Origin of the sequence: Pseudomonas sp. B21-036 (assembly GCF_024748925.1) — a bacterium.
GTDB lineage: Bacteria > Pseudomonadota > Gammaproteobacteria > Pseudomonadales > Pseudomonadaceae > Aquipseudomonas > Aquipseudomonas palmensis.
Window position 1 is genome coordinate 497,946 of the sequence record NZ_CP087178.1, and the last position, 17,901, is coordinate 515,846.

The 17,901-nt window shown below is 65.3% G+C and carries 18 protein-coding genes; 12 read left to right on the plus strand and 6 right to left on the minus strand.

Annotated features, from left to right (window positions below; all coding sequences use genetic code 11):
• Positions 1 to 160: 160 nt before the first annotated feature.
• The 3 genes from asd to LOY33_RS02265 are packed head-to-tail and all read right to left on the minus strand — an operon-like array spanning position 161 to position 3,410.
• Complete coding sequence (gene asd, locus LOY33_RS02255; RefSeq protein WP_043863551.1) at positions 161 to 1,027, minus strand: archaetidylserine decarboxylase; 867 nt, start codon at positions 1,025 to 1,027, stop codon at positions 161 to 163.
• 9 nt (positions 1,028 to 1,036) lie between these two features.
• Positions 1,037 to 1,843, minus strand: a complete 807-nt coding sequence (locus LOY33_RS02260; RefSeq protein ID WP_043863550.1) for a rhodanese-like domain-containing protein — start codon at positions 1,841 to 1,843, stop codon at positions 1,037 to 1,039.
• Positions 1,844 to 1,889: 46 nt separating this feature from the next.
• On the minus strand, positions 1,890 to 3,410 hold the full coding sequence (locus LOY33_RS02265; protein ID WP_258661033.1) for an HDOD domain-containing protein: 1,521 nt from the start codon (positions 3,408 to 3,410) through the stop codon (positions 1,890 to 1,892).
• 148 nt (positions 3,411 to 3,558) lie between these two features.
• On the opposite strand from LOY33_RS02265, the gene motA reads away from it, so the two are divergent.
• Positions 3,559 to 4,410, plus strand: coding sequence for a flagellar motor stator protein MotA (gene motA / locus LOY33_RS02270; protein WP_043863548.1), 852 nt, complete (start codon positions 3,559 to 3,561; stop codon positions 4,408 to 4,410).
• A 3-nt stretch (positions 4,411 to 4,413) separates the two neighbouring features.
• Entirely contained in the window at positions 4,414 to 5,430 is a 1,017-nt protein-coding gene (gene motB / locus LOY33_RS02275; RefSeq protein ID WP_229589719.1) for a flagellar motor protein MotB, read from the plus strand.
• Between the two features lie 67 nt (positions 5,431 to 5,497).
• Here motB and LOY33_RS02280 read toward each other — a convergent pair whose 3' ends face one another.
• Positions 5,498 to 5,977, minus strand: a complete 480-nt coding sequence (locus tag LOY33_RS02280) for a toll/interleukin-1 receptor domain-containing protein (RefSeq protein ID WP_054916177.1) — start codon at positions 5,975 to 5,977, stop codon at positions 5,498 to 5,500.
• Positions 5,978 to 6,648: 671 nt separating this feature from the next.
• Between LOY33_RS02280 and LOY33_RS02285 the strand changes: the two genes are divergently transcribed.
• Positions 6,649 to 6,936: a DUF3077 domain-containing protein gene (locus LOY33_RS02285; RefSeq protein WP_058541598.1), complete on the plus strand. Its 288-nt coding sequence runs from the start codon at positions 6,649 to 6,651 to the stop codon at positions 6,934 to 6,936.
• Between the two features lie 3 nt (positions 6,937 to 6,939).
• On the opposite strand, the gene rsgA is transcribed toward LOY33_RS02285, so the two are convergent.
• A complete protein-coding gene (gene rsgA, locus LOY33_RS02290) occupies positions 6,940 to 7,971 on the minus strand; it encodes a small ribosomal subunit biogenesis GTPase RsgA (RefSeq protein WP_043863544.1) in 1,032 nt (343 codons plus the stop codon).
• Between the two features lie 100 nt (positions 7,972 to 8,071).
• On the opposite strand from rsgA, the gene orn reads away from it, so the two are divergent.
• On the plus strand, positions 8,072 to 8,614 hold the full coding sequence (gene orn / locus LOY33_RS02295) for an oligoribonuclease (RefSeq protein ID WP_043863543.1): 543 nt from the start codon (positions 8,072 to 8,074) through the stop codon (positions 8,612 to 8,614).
• Between the two features lie 90 nt (positions 8,615 to 8,704).
• Positions 8,705 to 9,319: a trimeric intracellular cation channel family protein gene (locus LOY33_RS02300; RefSeq protein ID WP_173925102.1), complete on the plus strand. Its 615-nt coding sequence runs from the start codon at positions 8,705 to 8,707 to the stop codon at positions 9,317 to 9,319.
• Positions 9,320 to 9,406: 87 nt separating this feature from the next.
• Here the strand turns inward: LOY33_RS02300 and queG are convergent, their stop codons facing one another.
• On the minus strand, positions 9,407 to 10,474 hold the full coding sequence (queG, locus tag LOY33_RS02305) for a tRNA epoxyqueuosine(34) reductase QueG (RefSeq protein WP_258661037.1): 1,068 nt from the start codon (positions 10,472 to 10,474) through the stop codon (positions 9,407 to 9,409).
• Positions 10,475 to 10,538: 64 nt separating this feature from the next.
• On the opposite strand from queG, the gene LOY33_RS02310 reads away from it, so the two are divergent.
• From LOY33_RS02310 to hflX, 7 genes are all read left to right on the plus strand, one after another.
• Positions 10,539 to 11,399, plus strand: coding sequence for an NAD(P)H-hydrate dehydratase (locus LOY33_RS02310; RefSeq protein ID WP_258661047.1), 861 nt, complete (start codon positions 10,539 to 10,541; stop codon positions 11,397 to 11,399).
• On the plus strand, positions 11,387 to 11,857 hold the full coding sequence (gene tsaE, locus LOY33_RS02315; RefSeq protein WP_054916175.1) for a tRNA (adenosine(37)-N6)-threonylcarbamoyltransferase complex ATPase subunit type 1 TsaE: 471 nt from the start codon (positions 11,387 to 11,389) through the stop codon (positions 11,855 to 11,857). The genes LOY33_RS02310 and tsaE overlap by 13 nt, the downstream gene beginning before the upstream one ends.
• 3 nt (positions 11,858 to 11,860) lie before the next feature.
• Complete coding sequence (locus LOY33_RS02320) at positions 11,861 to 13,285, plus strand: N-acetylmuramoyl-L-alanine amidase (protein WP_196932996.1); 1,425 nt, start codon at positions 11,861 to 11,863, stop codon at positions 13,283 to 13,285.
• Entirely contained in the window at positions 13,282 to 15,189 is a 1,908-nt protein-coding gene (mutL, locus tag LOY33_RS02325) for a DNA mismatch repair endonuclease MutL (RefSeq protein ID WP_043863537.1), read from the plus strand. Before LOY33_RS02320 ends, mutL begins: the two co-directional genes overlap by 4 nt.
• A gap of 1 nt (position 15,190) precedes the next feature.
• A complete protein-coding gene (gene miaA / locus LOY33_RS02330; RefSeq protein WP_043863536.1) occupies positions 15,191 to 16,165 on the plus strand; it encodes a tRNA (adenosine(37)-N6)-dimethylallyltransferase MiaA in 975 nt (324 codons plus the stop codon).
• A gap of 95 nt (positions 16,166 to 16,260) precedes the next feature.
• Entirely contained in the window at positions 16,261 to 16,521 is a 261-nt protein-coding gene (gene hfq / locus LOY33_RS02335) for an RNA chaperone Hfq (RefSeq protein WP_043863535.1), read from the plus strand.
• A gap of 12 nt (positions 16,522 to 16,533) precedes the next feature.
• Positions 16,534 to 17,865 carry a ribosome rescue GTPase HflX gene (gene hflX, locus LOY33_RS02340; RefSeq protein WP_043863534.1) on the plus strand — a complete coding sequence of 444 codons (1,332 nt, stop codon included), beginning with the start codon at positions 16,534 to 16,536 and terminating at the stop codon, positions 17,863 to 17,865.
• Positions 17,866 to 17,901: the final 36 nt, after the last annotated feature.

A 17,901-nucleotide genomic window follows, 5' to 3' on the forward strand; every position in this document is an offset into this window, starting at 1 on the left:
AGCGGGGCCGCTGCGCGGCCCATCGCGGGTCAAGCCCGCTCCCACAGGTTTGCCATCGCTCCAGAAGGCCGTGCAGCCCCTGTGGGAGCGGGCTTGACCCGCGATGAGGCCCGACAGCCTGGCACAAAAAAGCCCGCATCGCTGCGGGCTTTTTGTTGGGTCAGGCGTGCTGCGCCGGCAACCCCAGGCATTCGCCCATGTTCACCACCGACCCCGCACCCAGCGATTCGGCCCACTTCACCTGCTCTGGCCCGAACAGCACCACAGCCGTCGAACCCAGCTTGAAGCGGCCCAGCTCGGCGCCTTTTTCCAGGTGGATCGGTGCACGCGCTGCCTCGTCGTAGCGGAAGGTCTTCAGCTCGCGCTTGGGCGGCGTGACCAGCCCGGCCCATACCGTCTCGACCGACGCCACGATCATCGCGCCCACCAGCACCACGGCCATCGGCCCGCGCTCGGTATCGAACAGGCACACCACTCGCTCGTTGCGCGCAAACAGCTCCGGCACGTTTTCGGCGGTGGTCTGGTTGACCGAGAACAGCCGCCCCGGCACGTAGATCATCTCGCGCAGGGTACCGGCCAGCGGCATGTGCACGCGGTGGTAGTCCTTGGGCGACAGGTAGATGGTGGCGAATTCGCCGCCCATGAACGGCGCAGCATTGGCCGGGTCGCCGCCCAGCAGCTCAAGGGCGCTGAAGCTGTGGCCCTTGGCCTGGAAGATGCGGCCATGCTCGATCGGGCCCAGCTGGCTGACAGCGCCGTCGGCCGGGCACAGGATCGCCCCCGGGGTCTGGTCCAGCGGGCGTGCATCCGGCTTGAGCGCGCGGGTGAAGAATGCGTTGAAGTGCTCGTAGGCGGTCAGGTCTTCGACCTGGGCCTGGGACATGTCGACCTGGTAGCGCTTGGCGAACCAGGCGGTGAAGGCATTCTTGAACCATTTCACGCGGCATTCGGCCACGCAGCCGGCCAGGCGCGACAGCAGGTGGTGGGGCAGCAGGTACTGGCTGATGATGAACAAGCGGGATTTCATTGAATTTCCTTAAACTTCTACAGGCGTGTCGGGGTGGTTGCCCCATTCGCCCCATGAGCCGGCATAGGCCTTGACCCGTGGGTAGCCCAGGTGTTTGGCCACAAGATAGGTGAAGCCGGAGCGGTGGTGGGTCTGGCAGTGGGTAATCACTTCCTTGTCGCGGGTGATGCCCAGCTGCTCGAGGATCTGGGGCATGTCCTTGCGGATGCGCAGGTGATCGTTCTGGTCCATGCCGGCCGTCCACTCGAAGTTGACCGCGCCCGGGACGTGTCCGCCCTTGGCGGCCAGCACTTTCTCACCCCGGTATTCCTGCGGGCTGCGCGCATCCCAGACCGCCAGGTCGGCAGCGCCCAGGCGGCTTTGCAGGTATTCGCGGGTGGCGGTGGGGGCTTCGTGCAGGGTCAGGCTGACGCTGCCGGCAGCGGGCGCGGGCACATCGGTCGAGAGCTCGCCGGTCCAGCCCAGCGCGCCACCGTCGAGGTAGTGGTAGCGGGTATGGCCGATCACATCCAGCAACCAGATGAAGCGCCCGGCCCAGCCGCCGCCTTCGTCGTCATACACCACATACACGGCGTCCGGGTTGTGCCCCAGCTCGCCGAACAGCTTTTCCAGGTCGCCTTGGCTCGGCAGCAGCCCGGGCGCCGGTGGCTGGCCCAGCTGGGTGCGCTTGGGGTCGACGAAGCGCGCACCGGGAATGTGCCCGCTGCCATAGCGTTTCGTGCTGGTCAGGTCGACCAGGATCAGCCCCGGCGCATCCAGGCGGGCTTGCAGGTCGGCGGGTTCAATCACCAGGGGCAAGCCGGAAAAGTCAGTCATCCAGAGTCTCCAGATCGGAACAGAGTGGGCGATTGTAGCGCATGGGTCAGGTGCTGCGGTTGCTGAAGGCGGTGAGGGCGCGCTCGATGCACTGGGCGGTCTTGCCGAGCGCCTGCACGCTGATCTCCGAGAACGGGCCGCCGCCCTGGTCGGCCAGCACCACCATCACCACCTTGCCGTTGCTCGACAGCGAGCGCAGCAGCAGGTGCTGGCCACGGAACAGCACGCGCAGGGTGCCGGGCAGCAGGGCACCGAACTGGGCATAGTTGTCCGGGGTCAGGCGCAGTTGTGCCGACTGGGTCAGCAGGCGTTGCAGCAGCTTGCTCTGGGCGAGCGGCACCACCAGGCCGCCGGCCTCGGCGGGCAGCCCGGCGATCTGGTGCACGCGCAGGTGGGTCATGCCCTTGTCGGCCATCAGCATCATCACCCGCTGCATGCCGCAGGCCACCAGGGCATCGCGGGCGTAGGTGGTCAGGTGCATGGCGTTGGTGAATGCACTGGGCTCCACCAGCAGGTCGGCGCAGTATTTGCGCCAGGCCCCCAGCGATTCGGTCGAGGGCACGTCGGCAGGCCGCAGGCGGCGGTGCACGTAGTGCGAGCCGGTCGGCCAGATCAGCGATTCGGCGGGGTGGTAGAGGTCGTCGTCGGCGTGCAGGCGCGCACTGTTGGCGGCCTGCTGGTGCACCTGTTGCTGCACGTCGCTCAGCGGCACCTGCAGGTACAGGCTGGTCAGGCGTTGCCAGCGCTGGCTGTGCGGGCAGTCCCAGGCGTGCTGCGCCGCCAGGGCCAGGCCGTTGGCCAGCAGTACGGTGTTGGCCGGCTGGTTGAGCCAGCGGCGCAGGGCCGGGTCGGCGTCCAGCAGCTGTTGCTGGCGCAGCGGGTTGTCGTGCAGGCGGGCGATGTGCATGACCTTGACCAGCAGGCGGCGTTCTTCGCTGAGCACGTGGTAGCCCTGGGTGACCCAGTTGGGCAGGCGCCAGTAGTCGGCCAGGGCGCGGCACAGCGCCAGCAGGGGTACACCGAACAGTTCGCGCTCCACGCGCAGGGCCGGCTCGCCGCGGTGCACCACGCGCACTTCCCATTCCTCGATCAGCTTGGGGTGCGCCAGGGCCAGGGTCCACAACGGCGAGAGGAACAGCAGGCTGCCCCAGTGGATCTCCTGCCACAGCCGTGCCAGTTGGCTGGCGAACAGGCCGCTGGCCTGCTGGCTGGCATGCAGGCTGATCATCTGCAGGTGGCGCAGGGCCTTGGGGATCTGCGCCGGCGGCGCGGTGGGCAGGCGCAGCAGCAGTTCTTCGGCGCGCTTGAGGCCAAGCCGGTTGAGGGCGATTTCCAGGCTTTCGGCCGGCTCGGCCATGCTGGCGTGGGTATGCCGGTTGGCTTCGCGCATCACGCTGAGCACCAGCGCGGGGCTGTCCTGCATCAGATCGGCGATGTCACGCAGCGAGCGGCGGCTGTCGCCGATGGCGGCTTTTACCCGCTCGTGACTGTCCAGCGGCACCGGCAGTTGCACGCTGTCGAGCAGTTTGATCCAGGCGTCTAGGGTCTTTGGAATTTGAGTTGGCACGTGAGTTCACTAGGCATGCTGGGAGGTGGCCGAACTGGCTTTTCGCCTTGACTGGCTATAGTCTGGCGCAGAACTGCCGATAAGTAGAAGAAGAGTTTTACGAACTTCCGCCCCCGACCCTGACCACGACAGTAAGTGCTTCCAATCTATGGCTAAAATTATCGGCATCATTGTCGTATTCGCGAGCGTGCTTGGCGGATACGTTCTTTCTCACGGCAAGATCGCGGCCCTGATTCAGCCTTTCGAAGTGCTGATCATCGGCGGTGCCGCCTTTGGTGCGTTCCTGCAGGCCAACCCCGGCTACATGACCATGCACGTGATCAAGAAGTCGCTGAGCATGTTCGGCTCGCGCTTCTCGCACACCTTCTATATAGAAGTGCTGGGGCTGATCTACGAGATCCTCAACAAGAGCCGGCGCGAAGGCATGATGGCGATCGAGGGCGATATCGAAGACGCCGCGGCCAGCCCGATCTTCGCCAAGTACCCGGCGGTACTCAAGGATGAGCGCATGACCGCTTACATCTGCGACTACCTGCGCATCATGTCCACCGGCAACATGGCCCCGCACGAGCTCGAAGGCCTGTTCGACATGGAACTGCTGAGCATGAAGGAAGAGCTCGACCACCCGTCCCATGCGGTGACCGGCATCGCCGACGGCATGCCAGGCTTCGGTATCGTGGCGGCGGTACTGGGTATCGTGGTGACCATGGCCTCGCTGGGCGAAGGCGACCAGAAGTCCATCGGCCTGCACGTGGGTGCGGCGCTGGTGGGTACCTTCTTCGGTATTCTGGCGGCCTACGGCTTCTTCGGCCCGCTGGCCACCTCCCTGGCCCACGACGCCAAGGAAGAGGTCAACGTGTACGAGGCGATCAAGGCCGCACTGGTGGCGTCGGCCTCCGGCATGCCGCCATCGCTGGCGGTGGAGTTCGGTCGCAAGGTGCTGTTCCCCAAGCACCGTCCAAGCTTTGCCGAGCTGGAACAAGCAGTTCGCGGTCGCTGATCCATGGAAAACAATCAGCCGATCATCATCAAGCGCGTAAAGCGCTTCGGCGGCGGCCATCACGGCGGCGCCTGGAAAATCGCGTTCGCCGACTTCGCCACGGCGATGATGGCGTTCTTCCTTGTGCTGTGGCTGCTGTCCACCGCCACGCCCGAGCAGAAGATCGCGATTGCCGGCTACTTCAAGGACCCGATCGGGTTCTCCGAGAGCGGCACCCCGTACATCATCGACCTGGGCGGCTCGCCAGAGCTGGCCCCGGAAAAGACCATCAACCCTGAAGTGCAGTCCGAGCCGACGCCTGACACCAGCATCCAGCTGGACAAGGACGCGGTTGAGAGCATGGCCGAGCAGGTCGAGAAAGACCGCTTGAACCTGGTGCTGCAGGAGCTGCAGAACAAGGTCGAAGAAAACCCGCAACTGCAGAAGTTCAAGGACCAGATCCTGTTCGAGATCACCCAGGACGGCCTGCGCATCCAGATCATGGACGCCGAGAACCGGCCTATGTTCGACCTGGGCAGTGCGCGCCTGCAGCCGTACTTCGAGGACATCCTGCTGGCGATGGCCGACACCATCAAGGCGGTGCCGAACAAGATCAGCATCAGCGGCCACACCGATGCCAAGCCCTACGCCGGCACCGGTGATTACGGCAACTGGGAGCTGTCGGCCAACCGTGCCAACGCGGCGCGTCGGGCGCTGGTGGCCGGTGGCTATCCGGATGCCCAGGTGGCGCGGGTGGTGGGGTATGCATCGTCGTCGCTGTTCGACCGCGAGAACCCGCTCAACCCGGTGAACCGTCGTATCGACATCATCGTGCTGACCAAGAAGGCCCAGCGCACTATCGAGGGCGAACAGACCTCGCCGACGCCGCCGGACGCAGCCCAGCCGGGCGCGGCACCTGCGCCGGGCGCTGCGGCACCGACGCCCGAGCCCGAGCCGATGCAGCCGCGTGAACTGCGCGAGAAGCTGAACATCTTCGAGGATGGCGTGTTGAAGATGGACGAGCCCAACAAGTCGCAGTGAGCCGGCAGCCGACAACGCCCGCATGGAGTGATCCGTGCGGGCGTTGTGCTGTGTGGGGTTCGGCATTTCAGTAGCCGCGACCGATGCTGGCCTTGAGCTCGGCCTGGAAGTGCTGGGCATTGCAGCGATTGTCGCCGGGTGCGGCCTGCGTGGGCAGGTTGAGGGCGCGGCCAAGGGTGTGTTCCAGGCGGTAAGCGCTGACGAACAGGTCCAGGTCGGCGGCTTGCGCCATGGCCGGCAGTTCGCCCAGGTAGGTGGGGCTGGCCGGCTCGCCCAGCTGGAACGTGGCGACCCGTCGGTCGGCCAGCGCTGCGGCGCCCAGGGCGAAGGGCACCCACCAGGCGCCGCAGGTGTTGCCCGACACCAGCACGATCAGGTGGGTGCAGCCGTGCAGGCTGCGGCTGATGAGGGTGGTGAGGGTGCAGGCATCGTCGGCCTGGGGGTCGATGGCCTCCAGGCAGGTGGCGAGGCCCTCGAGGCGCAGGTGCTCGCCGATGGCCATGGCGGCGGCCAGGTCGTTGCGGCAGTAGAGGAGTGAGACTGGCATCCGGAGGTCCCTGGTGGGCGCAAATCTGGTGCGGGATACCTTTGATGATTACGACGCGTGGTGCAAGGCGTGGGATTGAATCAGGAGGTGGACTACATGCCTGGGTGAAAAGGCCTACAAATGTGTTGCGACAACTGACGCCTTCGCCGGCAAGGCCGGCTCCTACAGGTGTCCGCGTAAGGCGAATCTTCGGAATTTCCCTATTCCATGTAGGCCCCTTCCCAATCATACTTTTGCCGCTTTCCCGCCATTGCGGTGGTCACGGTAGCGCTCTAGTCTGCGTCGCGTCGTTGGTGTTCAACGACCGGTTTTGACAGGCCGTATTTATCGTGGGCATGCGCAGCCTTTATGGCGACTGTGCGTGGGGCACATTCGTGTGCGCCGAGTCCCGGTGATCGGTCTGTCAACCCGCGTACAGTTGCCACCCATTTGTTTGACAGCAGATGTAGGCGACTCCACCACCGGAGGTCCCATGTTGAAAATCGTCCCCGATCCACCCCAATACGCCAATCTGCCCCTCGAAGACATCCTCTCGTGCACTGATCGCGAGCGCTGCGCGCTCGTTCGCCGGCAAGGCCGGCTCCTACAAAGGCTCGCAGTACCTGTAGGAGCCGGCCTTGCCGGCGAAGACGCCCGTAGAGCCAATTAAGAAAGTCGTCGGGAGATAACAGATGGAAAACAGCTCAGTCTTCAAGACACTAGGCGTCGGCACTTTCGGCGAAGGCGAGGGTGGCCCGAGCGCCGAGCGCCTGTTTCGCGTGCAAGCCGGCCACAACGCCGACTTCGCCCTGGAACAATCGGCCCTGCTGCTCAGTTGCGCCTACAAGCTCACCTTGCAAGCCGGCATCGAGCCGGATGGCACGCTTGTCTGGGCGGCACATTACCTGAGCGGCATGTCCAAGGCCCTGGTCGAGGATGTGGCGCACGCGATGTTCATCGAACAAACGCCTGCGCCATGACCGTCAGTAGCTGTCCTGCGGCAGGCTGGCAATGATCGAGCGATAGCTGTTCATGCGCTGCTGCTGCACGCGCCCGTCTTCCAGCGCCTTGAGCAGCGCACAGCCCGGCTCGCGGTCGTGCTTGCAGTCGCGGAAGCGGCAGGTGCCGATCAGGTCGTTGAACTCGATGAAGCCGGCCTCCACGTCCGCCCGGCTCACGTGCCCCAGGCCGAACTCGCGAATGCCCGGCGAGTCGATCAGCTCACCGCCACCCGGGAAGTGGTACAGCCGCGCGGTGGTGGTGGTGTGCTGGCCCTGGCCCGACCACTCCGACAGCTCGCCTACGCGGGTGTCGACATCGGGCAGCAGGCTGTTGACCAGCGACGACTTGCCCACCCCGGACTGGCCGACGAACACGCTGATGTGCCCATCGAGCAAGGTCTGCAACTGCTGCATGCCGTCGCCATGGTGCGCCGACACTTCCAGCAGCGGGTAACCCAGCTGACGGTACACCGCCAGCAGCGCATTCAGCGCCGGGGCGTTCTGCTCGTCGATCAGGTCGGCCTTGTTCAGCAGCAGCAGTGGGCGGATACCGGCATGCTCGGCGGCCACCAGGTAACGGTCGATCAGGTTGGCATGCGGCTCGGGGGCCGGGGCGAACACGATCACGATCAGGTCGACGTTGGCCGCCACCGGCTTGAGCTGGCCACGGCTGTCGGGGCGGCACAGCTCGGTGCTGCGCGGCATCTGCGCCACGATCACGCCGATACCCTGGTTGCCGGCGCGCCATACCACCTTGTCACCAGTGACCAGCGCCGGCAGGTTGGCGCGCAGGTGGCAACGAAACACCTGGCCGGCCACGTCGCCGTCCTGTGCTTCGACTTCCACCTGCACGCCGAAGTGTGCAATCACCAGGCCCAGTTGTTCAGGCCCCAGGTCGCCGCCTTCGAGGGTGTCCAGCGTGTGCTGTTCGCGTTTGGCAGCGCGGGCGGCGCGCTCACCCTGGATTTTTTCGATGCGCCAGTTCTGGCGGCGATTGAGCTGGCGTTTGGCCATGTAGGTCTCGTTTCGTCAAGCAAAGCATGTGAGGGTGCAACGGCGTCGAGTCTAGCACGCTCCACTAGGCTAAACTGCGCGCCTACCGAGGAGCAGAATCATGCAGAACCCACAGAACCTGATCTGGATCGATCTGGAAATGACCGGCCTGGATCCGGACAGCGACGTCATCATCGAGATGGCCACCATCGTCACCGACAGTGACCTGAACACCCTGGCCGAAGGCCCGGTGATCGCCATCCACCACAGTGACGAGGTGCTGGCGCGCATGGACGAGTGGAACACCCGTACCCACGGCAACTCCGGCCTGACCCAGCGCGTGCGCGAGAGCAAGGTGAGCATGGCCGAGGCCGAGGCCGAGACGATCCGCTTCCTGGAGCAGTGGGTGCCCAAGGGCAAGTCGCCGATCTGCGGCAACAGCATCTGCCAGGACCGTCGCTTCCTGTACCGCCACATGCGCGAGCTGGAGAATTTCTTCCACTACCGCAACCTGGACGTGTCCACCCTCAAGGAGCTGGCCGCACGCTGGGCTCCCGAGGTGCGCGACAGCTTCAAGAAGGGTGGCACGCACCTGGCGCTGGACGATATTCGCGAATCCATCGCCGAGCTGCGCCACTACCGCGAGCACTTCATCAAGTTCTGACCCGCACTGCGCCAACAATCGTTGGCGCGCCCCCTTTTGGTGCCTGGGGCAACTGGGTAGACTGCGCGCCTCTTTGCACGGACCTGCGCCATCATGCTGTTGATGCTCTATTTGATCGCCATTACCGCCGAAGCCATGACCGGGGCGCTGTCGGCCGGGCGGCGCGGCATGGACTGGTTCGGCGTGGTGCTGATCGCCTGCGTCACGGCCTTGGGCGGAGGCTCGGTGCGCGACGTGCTGCTGGGCCACTACCCGCTGACCTGGGTGAAGCACCCGGAGTACCTGGTGCTGACCAGCGTGGCGGCCTTGATCACCATTTTCATCGCGCCGCTGATGCGCCACCTGCGTTCGCTGTTTCTGGTGCTCGATGCGCTGGGGCTGGTGGCGTTCACCCTGATTGGCTGCATGACCGCGCTGGAAATGGGCCAGGGCATGCTGGTGGCGTCGATCAGCGGGGTGATCACCGGCGTGTTTGGCGGCATCCTGCGGGATATCTTCTGCAACGACATTCCGCTGATCTTCCGGCGTGAGCTGTATGCCAGCGTGTCGTTTCTGGCGGCGTGGTTCTACCTGGGGTGCGTGTACTTCAAGGTGCCGGGGGAGCAGGCGATTCTGCTGACGCTGTTTGGCGGGTTGCTGCTCAGGCTGCTGGCGATACGGTTTCGCTGGGAAATGCCCAAGTTCCAGTACAACGACGAGCATTGAGGGCCTGTTCGCCAGCAAGGCTGGCTCCTACAGACGGTACCGGCCTGTGTAGGAGCCGGCCTTGCCGGCGAAGGCCGCACCGCCTGCCTAGAGGCGTGCCTGATGCTGACGCAGCGCCCACTCCACATGCTCCCTCACCAGCTCCGACGGATACTCCCGCCGCGCCTGGAGCGCCTCCAGCACCGGTATGGTCGAGGGCGCATTGCCCAGCCCCACCGCCAGGTTGCGCAACCAGCGCTCATACCCCGCCCGGCGCAGCGGCGAGCCTTCGGTGCTGGCCAGAAACGTCTCTTCATCCCACATGAACAGCTCCGCCAGCCCGGCATTGTCCAGCCCGTGGCGCGGCTTGAAATCCGCTTCGCCGGTGGGCCGGGCAAAGCGGTTCCACGGGCACACGATCTGGCAATCGTCACAGCCGAACACCCGGTTGCCGATCAGCGGCCGCAGCTCTTCGGGGATCGCGCTCTTCAGTTCGATGGTCAGGTACGAAATGCAGCGCCGCGCATCCAGCACATACGGCCCCACGAAGGCCTGGGTGGGGCAGATGTCCAGGCATGCACTGCACCGCCCGCAATGCTCGGTGGCCTGTGCCTCGTCCACCGGTAGCGGCAGGTCGACGAACAGCTCGCTGAGGAAGAAGTAGCTGCCCGCCTTGCGGTTGAGCAACAAGGTGTTCTTGCCGATCCAGCCCAGCCCGGCCTGTTCGGCGATGGCCTTTTCCAGCACCGGCGCGCTGTCGACGAAGGCGCGGAAGCCGAACGGCCCGATGTCTTTCTGGATGCGCTCGGCCAGGTGCTGTACGCGCTTGCGGACCAGCTTGTGGTAGTCGCGCCCCAGCGCATAGCGCGAGATGTAGGCCTTTTCGGGCTGGGCGAGCATCTGCGCCATCTGCGTGTCGCCCGGCAGGTAGTCCATGCGCAGCGACACCACGCGCAAGGTGCCCGGCACCAGCTCGTCGGGGTGCGAGCGTTTGCTGCCATGGGCGCCCATGTACTCCATCTCGCCGTGATAGCCCTCGGCCAGCCAGCGTTCCAGGTGTTTTTCGTGTTGGCCCAGCTCCACACCGGCAATGCCGACGTGCGCAAAGCCCAGTTCACGGCCCCAATCCTTGATCGATTGGGCGAGGGCGAGTAGATCGAGGGGGGAAGCAGACATGCGAAATAGGGCAACGATGACTCAGGTGCGTATAATTCTGCCAGACATCGGAGCCGAACGACGCATGCCTCAGACCAAACACCCTGCAAATCAGCCATTGGTGCTCACCAGCGTCACCCTGGCGAGCCTCGCGCCGCGCTCGAATGCCGCACACAAGGGCGACTTCGGCCATGTGCTGGTGGTTGGTGGCGACCGTGGCACGGGCGGTGCGGTGCTGCTCAGTGCCGAGGCGGCGCTGCGCTGCGGCGCCGGCCTGGTGTCACTGGCCACCCGCAGCGAGCAACTGCCCGCCGCGCTGGCCCGCCTGCCCGAGGTGATGAGCCTGGGCGTGTATTCGGCCAACCAGTTGATGGCGTCGATTGAACGCGCCACCGTACTGGTGGTCGGACCCGGACTGGGGCAGGCCGCCTGGGGGCGCAGCCTGCTCTCGGCGGTGGTGCCGGCCAGGCACGCCCAGGTGTGGGATGCCGATGCGCTGAACCTGCTGGCGCAAGCACCCTTGCCGCTGGCGGCGGGCAGCATCATTACTCCGCATCCGGGGGAGGCGGCGCGCCTGCTGGGGATTTCCACCGAAGCGGTGCAGGCCGATCGCTCCTGGGCGGCGCTCAAGCTGGCGCGCAAGTACGCGGCGGTGTGTGTGCTTAAAGGCGCCGGCACGCTGGTGGCCGACCCGGCCGGGCAATTGGCACTGTGCCAGCGCGGTCACCCGACCATGGCCGGTGCCGGCCTGGGCGATGTGCTCAGCGGCGTGCTGGGTGCGCTGCTGGCCCAGGGCATGCCGGCCTGGGACGCCGCCTGCCTGGGGGTGTGGCTGCACGCCTGTGCCGGCGAGCGCCTGGGCGTACAAGGTCGCGGGCTGGCGGCCAGCGACCTGATACCGGTCATTCGTCAAGTTCTGGAGGAGCATTCAGCGTGTCAGGTGTAACCCTGTTTATGGCCGACGAAGCGGCCATGTGTGAGTTCGGTGCCCGTATCGCCCAGGTGACCAAGGGTCACGGCGTGATTTTCCTCGAGGGTGACCTGGGGGCCGGCAAGACCACCCTGTCACGGGGCATCATCCGTGGTCTGGGACACACCGGCGCGGTGAAAAGTCCTACCTTCACCGTGGTTGAGCCCTACGAGATTGGCGACATTCGTGCCTTCCATTTCGACCTGTATCGCCTGGTCGATCCGGAGGAGCTGGAGTTCATGGGCATTCGCGACTACTTCGAAGACGACGCCCTGTGCCTGTTCGAGTGGCCCCAGAAGGGGGCGGGCATTTTGCCAAAGCCCGACCTGACCATTACCATAAGCCCCCAGGCGGACGGGCGTTCGCTGAACCTGTTGCCGCAGGGCTCTCGCGGTGAAGCCTGGTGTGCCGCTCTGGCCTTGGAAATCAATTAGAAAATGGGGATAGGTATGCGCTTTCGCGCACTGTTTGGCGTTGTAGGACTGCTGCTGGCGGCAGTAACCGTCGATGCCTTCGCGATCACGCAAGTCAAGAGTGTCCGTTTATGGCGTGCGCCGGACAACACACGCCTGGTGTTCGACCTGTCCGGCCCGGTGCAGCACAGTGTGTTCACCCTGACGGCCCCGGATCGCCTGGTGATCGACATCAATGGCGCAACCCTGGGTGCGCCTTTGAACGTGTCCACCTCCAATACCCCGATCACCAGCGTGCGCTCGGCGCAGCGCACCCCTACCGACCTTCGCGTGGTCATCGACCTGAAAAAGTCGGTGACGCCCAAAAGCTTCACCCTGGCGCCCAACGCCCAGTACGGCAACCGTCTGGTGGTCGACCTGTTCGATCAGGAATCCGACGCCACGCCACCCACCCCGACCCCGTCGGTGGCCACCACGCCGGCCGTGCCGGTGACCCCGACGCAGCCGGCGATCAAGTTGACCCCGGTGCCCAGCGGCAAGCGTGACATCGTGATCGCCATCGACGCCGGTCACGGCGGCGAAGACCCGGGTGCGTCCGGCTCGCGTGGCCAGCATGAGAAAGACATCGTGCTGGCCATCGCCAAGGAACTGCAGCGCCAGATCAACAGCGAGAAGGGCTTTCGCGCCGAGCTGACGCGTACCGGCGACTACTTCATCCCGCTGCGCAAGCGTACCGAGATTGCGCGCAAGAAGGGCGCCGACCTGTTCATCTCGATCCACGCCGACGCCGCGCCGTCCAAGGCGGCCTTCGGTGCCTCGGTGTTCGCCCTGTCCGACCGTGGCGCCACGTCCGAGACGGCGCGCTGGCTGGCCGACAGCGAAAACCGCTCCGACCTGATCGGTGGTGCCGGCAACGTCAGCCTCGACGACAAGGACCGCATGCTTGCGGGCGTGCTGCTCGACCTGTCGATGACCGCCTCGCTCAGCTCCAGCCTCAACGTGGGACAGAAGGTGCTGGGCAATATCGGCCGGGTCACGCCGCTGCACAAGCGCCGCGTGGAACAGGCCGGGTTCATGGTGCTCAAGTCGCCGGACATCCCGTCGATCCTGGTGGAAACCGGGTTCATCTCCAACGCCAACGAGGCCTCCAAGCTGGCCACTGCCAGCCATCAGCAGGCCCTGGCGCGCTCGATCCACAGTGGCGTGCGCCAGTTCTTCCAGCAGAACCCGCCGCCGGGCACCTACATCGCCTTCCTGCGTGACAGCGGCAAGATCGCCCAGGGCCCGCGCGAGCACACCGTGCGTCCGGGCGAGACCCTGGCCATGATCGCCGTGCGCTACCAGGTCAGCGTGGCCAGCCTGCGCAGCACCAACGGCCTGAAAACCGATGAGCTGAAGGTTGGCCAGAACCTCGACGTACCGGCCACCACGCTGGCTGGCCAGCCATGAGCAGCGGCGCTCGCATCGAGCTGCTCAGCCCGCGGCTTGCCAACCAGATCGCCGCAGGCGAGGTGGTCGAACGCCCGGCCTCGGTGATCAAGGAGCTGCTGGAAAACAGCCTCGACTCCGGCGCCCGGCGCATCGACGTCGAGGTGGAGCAGGGCGGGGTCAAGCTGCTGCGGGTGCGCGATGATGGCAGCGGTATCGCTGCCGACGACCTGCCGTTGTCCCTGGCGCGGCACGCCACCAGCAAGATCCGCGACCTGGAAGACCTCGAGCGGGTAATGAGCCTGGGCTTTCGCGGCGAGGCACTGGCGTCGATCAGCTCGGTCGCGCGCCTGACCCTGACCTCGCGCACCCGCGACGCCGACCAGGCCTGGCAGGTTGAAACCGAAGGCCGCGACATGTCCCCGCGGGTGCAGCCGGCAGCGCATCCGGTGGGTACCTCGGTCGAGGTGCGCGACCTGTTCTTCAATACCCCGGCCCGGCGCAAGTTCCTCAAGACCGAAAAAACCGAATTCGACCATCTGCAGGAAGTCATCCGGCGCCTGGCGCTGGCGCGCTTCGACGTGGCCTTCCATTTGCGCCACAACGGCAAGAGCGTCCTCAGCCTGCATGAAGCCCATGACGACACGGCCCGCGCACGGCGCGTGGCCTCGATCTGCGGCCCGGGCTTTCTGGAGCAGGCGCTGCCGATCGAGGTGGAGCGCAACGGCCTGCATCTGTGGGGTTGGGTCGGCCTGCCGACCTTCTCGCGCAGCCAAGCCGACCTGCAGTATTTCTTCGTCAACGGCCGTGCCGTGCGCGACAAGCTGGTCGCCCACGCGGTGCGCCAGGCCTACCGCGACGTGCTGTTCAATGGCCGGCACCCGACCTTCGTGCTGTTTCTGGAGGTCGACCCCACCGGCGTGGACGTGAACGTGCACCCCACCAAGCACGAGGTGCGCTTTCGTGACGGGCGCATGGTGCACGACTTCCTGTACGGCACCCTGCACCGGGCGCTGGCCGATGTGCGCCCGCAGGATCACCAGCCGGGCGCAGCCGCTGCCCCCGAGGTGGAGCGCCCCAGTGGCCTGCAGGCCGGCGAGTTCGGCCCCCAGGGCGAGATGCGCCTGGCCGCCAACCTGCTCGAACAGCCCCCGGCGCAGCCGATGCTGAACACGGCAGGTAGCGCCGCGGGCAGTGGCTCGGGCGCCGGCTACCAGTACCAGTACACCCCGCGTCCGGCCCAGGCATTGCCCGCGGCCGAGGCCCAGGGGGTGTATCGCGAATTCTTCGCCCCGCTGCCCGGCAGCGAGCCGGCCAACCTGCCTCAGGGCCAGGGCGATATTCCGCCGCTGGGCTATGCGCTGGCGCAGCTCAAGGGCATCTATATTCTTGCCGAGAACGCCCAGGGCCTGGTGCTGGTGGACATGCATGCGGCCCACGAGCGGATCATGTACGAGCGGCTCAAGGTGGCCATGGCCAGCGAGGGCCTGAGCGGCCAGCCGCTGCTGGTGCCCGAGTCTCTGGCCCTGAGCCAGCGCGAGGCCGATTGCGCCGAAGAACACGCGGCGTGGTTCCAGCGCCTGGGCTTCGAACTGCAGCGCCTGGGCCCGGAAAGCCTGGCGATCCGGCAGATCCCTGCGTTGCTCAAGCAGGCCGAGGCCAATCGCCTGGTGCAGGACGTGTTGGCCGACCTGATGGAATACGGCACCAGCGACCGTATCCAGGCACACCTGAACGAGCTGCTCGGTACCATGGCCTGTCATGGCGCGATTCGCGCCAACCGGCGCCTGGCCCTGCCGGAAATGAACGGCCTGCTGCGCGACATGGAAAACACCGAGCGCAGCGGTCAATGCAACCATGGCCGACCGACCTGGACCCAGATGGGCCTGGACGATCTGGACAAACTGTTCCTGCGCGGTCGCTGATATGGCAGTTCGCAATCCCCCGGCCATCTTCCTGATGGGCCCCACCGCCGCCGGCAAGACCGACCTTGCCATCGAGCTGACCAAGGTGCTGCCGTGCGAGCTGATCAGCGTCGATTCGGCGCTGGTCTACCGCGGCATGGACATCGGCACCGCCAAGCCGTCCAAGGCGCTGCTGGCCGAGCACCCGCACCGGCTGATCGACATCCTCGACCCGGCCCAGAGCTATTCGGCAGCCGATTTTCGCCGCGATGCGCTGCAGGCCATGGCCGAGATCACCGCGCGCGGCAATATCCCGCTGCTGGTGGGCGGCACCATGCTGTATTTCAAGGCGCTGCTCGAAGGCCTGGCCGATATGCCTGCGGCCGATGCGCAGGTGCGTGCCGAGCTTGAAGCCGAGGCTGCACAGCTGGGCTGGCAGGCCTTGCACGCCCAGCTGGCGGCGGTCGACCCCGAATCAGCGGCGCGCATCCACCCCAACGATCCGCAGCGGTTGGTACGGGCGCTGGAGGTGTACCGGGTCAGCGGCATGACGATGACGTCACATCGCGAGCGTCAATCGGCGCAAAGTAGCGTCGCAGGCGCTTCGGGCCAGGAACAATTGCCCTATACTGTCGCCAGCCTGGCAATCGCCCCGCAGGATCGAAAGGTGCTGCACGAGCGAATTGCGCTACGATTTGGGCAAATGCTGGAACAGGGCTTCGTCGACGAGGTCCGATCACTGCGTGCCAGAAGTGACTTGCATGCAGGGCTGCCGTCTATACGGGCAGTCGGTTATCGCCAGGTCTGGGATCACCTTGATGGCAAGTTGAGTGCAGCTGAAATGCAGGAGCGCGGCATCATTGCCACTCGCCAATTGGCGAAGCGGCAGTTTACCTGGTTGCGCAGTTGGGCCGATCTGCACTGGTTGGACAGCCTGGCTTGCGACAATCTGCCACGCACCTTGAAATACCTGGGATCGGTCTCCATATTGGGCTGAGTCCCTGCAATTGCCGTCTACTCTTGGGGGTGGGGCGGCCTGAGCCATCATATTTCTTTGATTTTTTACTATTGATCCTTACAGGAGTGCGGCATATGTCGAAAGGGCATTCGCTACAAGACCCTTACTTGAATACTTTGAGAAAAGAGAAGGTCGGCGTTTCGATCTATCTGGTCAACGGCATCAAGCTGCAGGGCACGATCGAGTCGTTCGACCAGTTCGTGATTCTGCTGAAGAACACCGTCAGCCAGATGGTCTACAAGCACGCGATCTCGACAGTGGTGCCGGTTCGTCCGATTCGTCTGCCAAGCGCAGCCGACGCCGAACAGGGCGACGCTGAGCCAGGTAACGCCTGATAGGAGTCTGCTTTGTTCTTTGAGCGCCACGGTGGTGGTGAACGGGCAATCCTCGTTCACTTGGAAGGTCAGAGCCCTGAGGCGCGCGAAGACCCGCAGGAGTTCCGCGAGCTGGCCCTGTCGGCCGGTGCCGATATTGTCGCGTTCGCCAATGTGGCGCGACACCAGCCTACCGCCAAGTTCCTGATTGGCAGCGGCAAGGTCGAGGAATTTCGCGACCTGGTCAAAGCCGAACAGGCCGATTTGGTCATTTTCAATCACACCCTCACGCCCAGTCAGGAACGTAACCTCGAACGTGTCTTCGAGTGTCGCGTGCTTGACCGCACGGGTCTTATTCTCGACATCTTCGCCCAGCGGGCACGTACCCACGAAGGCAAGCTGCAGGTCGAACTGGCCCAGCTCGAGCACATGAGCACGCGCCTGGTGCGCGGTTGGACTCACCTCGAGCGGCAGAAGGGCGGTATTGGTCTGCGCGGGCCGGGTGAAACCCAGCTCGAAACCGACCGGCGCCTGCTGCGCATACGCCTGCGCCAGATCAAGGGCCGCCTGGAGAAGGTGCGCAGCCAGCGCGAGCAGGCACGGCGCGGGCGCAAGCGCGCGGATATCCCCTCGGTGTCGCTGGTGGGGTACACCAACGCCGGCAAGTCCACCCTGTTCAATGCGCTGACCCAGTCCGAGGTGTATGCGGCCGACCAGCTGTTCGCCACCCTCGACCCGACCCTGCGTCGGCTCGAGCTGGATGACGTCGGGCCGGTGGTGCTGGCCGACACCGTGGGCTTCATCCGTCACCTGCCGCACAAGCTGGTCGAGGCATTTCGGGCTACGCTCGAAGAGTCGAGCAACTCCGACCTGCTGCTGCACGTGATCGACGCCCATGAGCCGGAGCGCATGGAGCAGATCGAGCAGGTCATGGCGGTGCTCGGCGAGATCGGTGCCGAAGGCTTGCCGATCCTCGAGGTGTATAACAAACTCGACCTGCTCGAAGGGGTCGAGCCGCAGATCCAGCGCGATGCCGACGGCAAGCCGCAGCGGGTATGGGTATCGGCCCGTGACGGTCGTGGCCTGGAGCTGGTGGGGCAGGCGATTGCAGAACTGCTGGGGGATGACCTGTTCATCGGTACCCTGCGCCTGGAACAGCGTTTCGCGCGGTTGCGCGCGCTGTTCTTCGACCTGGGGGCGGTGCAGAGCGAAGACCATGACGAAGACGGCAACACCCTGCTGGCGGTACGCTTGTCCCGGGTCGAGTTCAATCGCCTGGTAAGCCGCGAGGGGATGAAACCGCTGGAGTTCATCGAGCAACACACTTTGCAATACAAGCCCGACCTCGCGGTCGGGCAGCCGTGACAGGCATTCTGTAGCATTGGACGGCGCGCCGTGGGC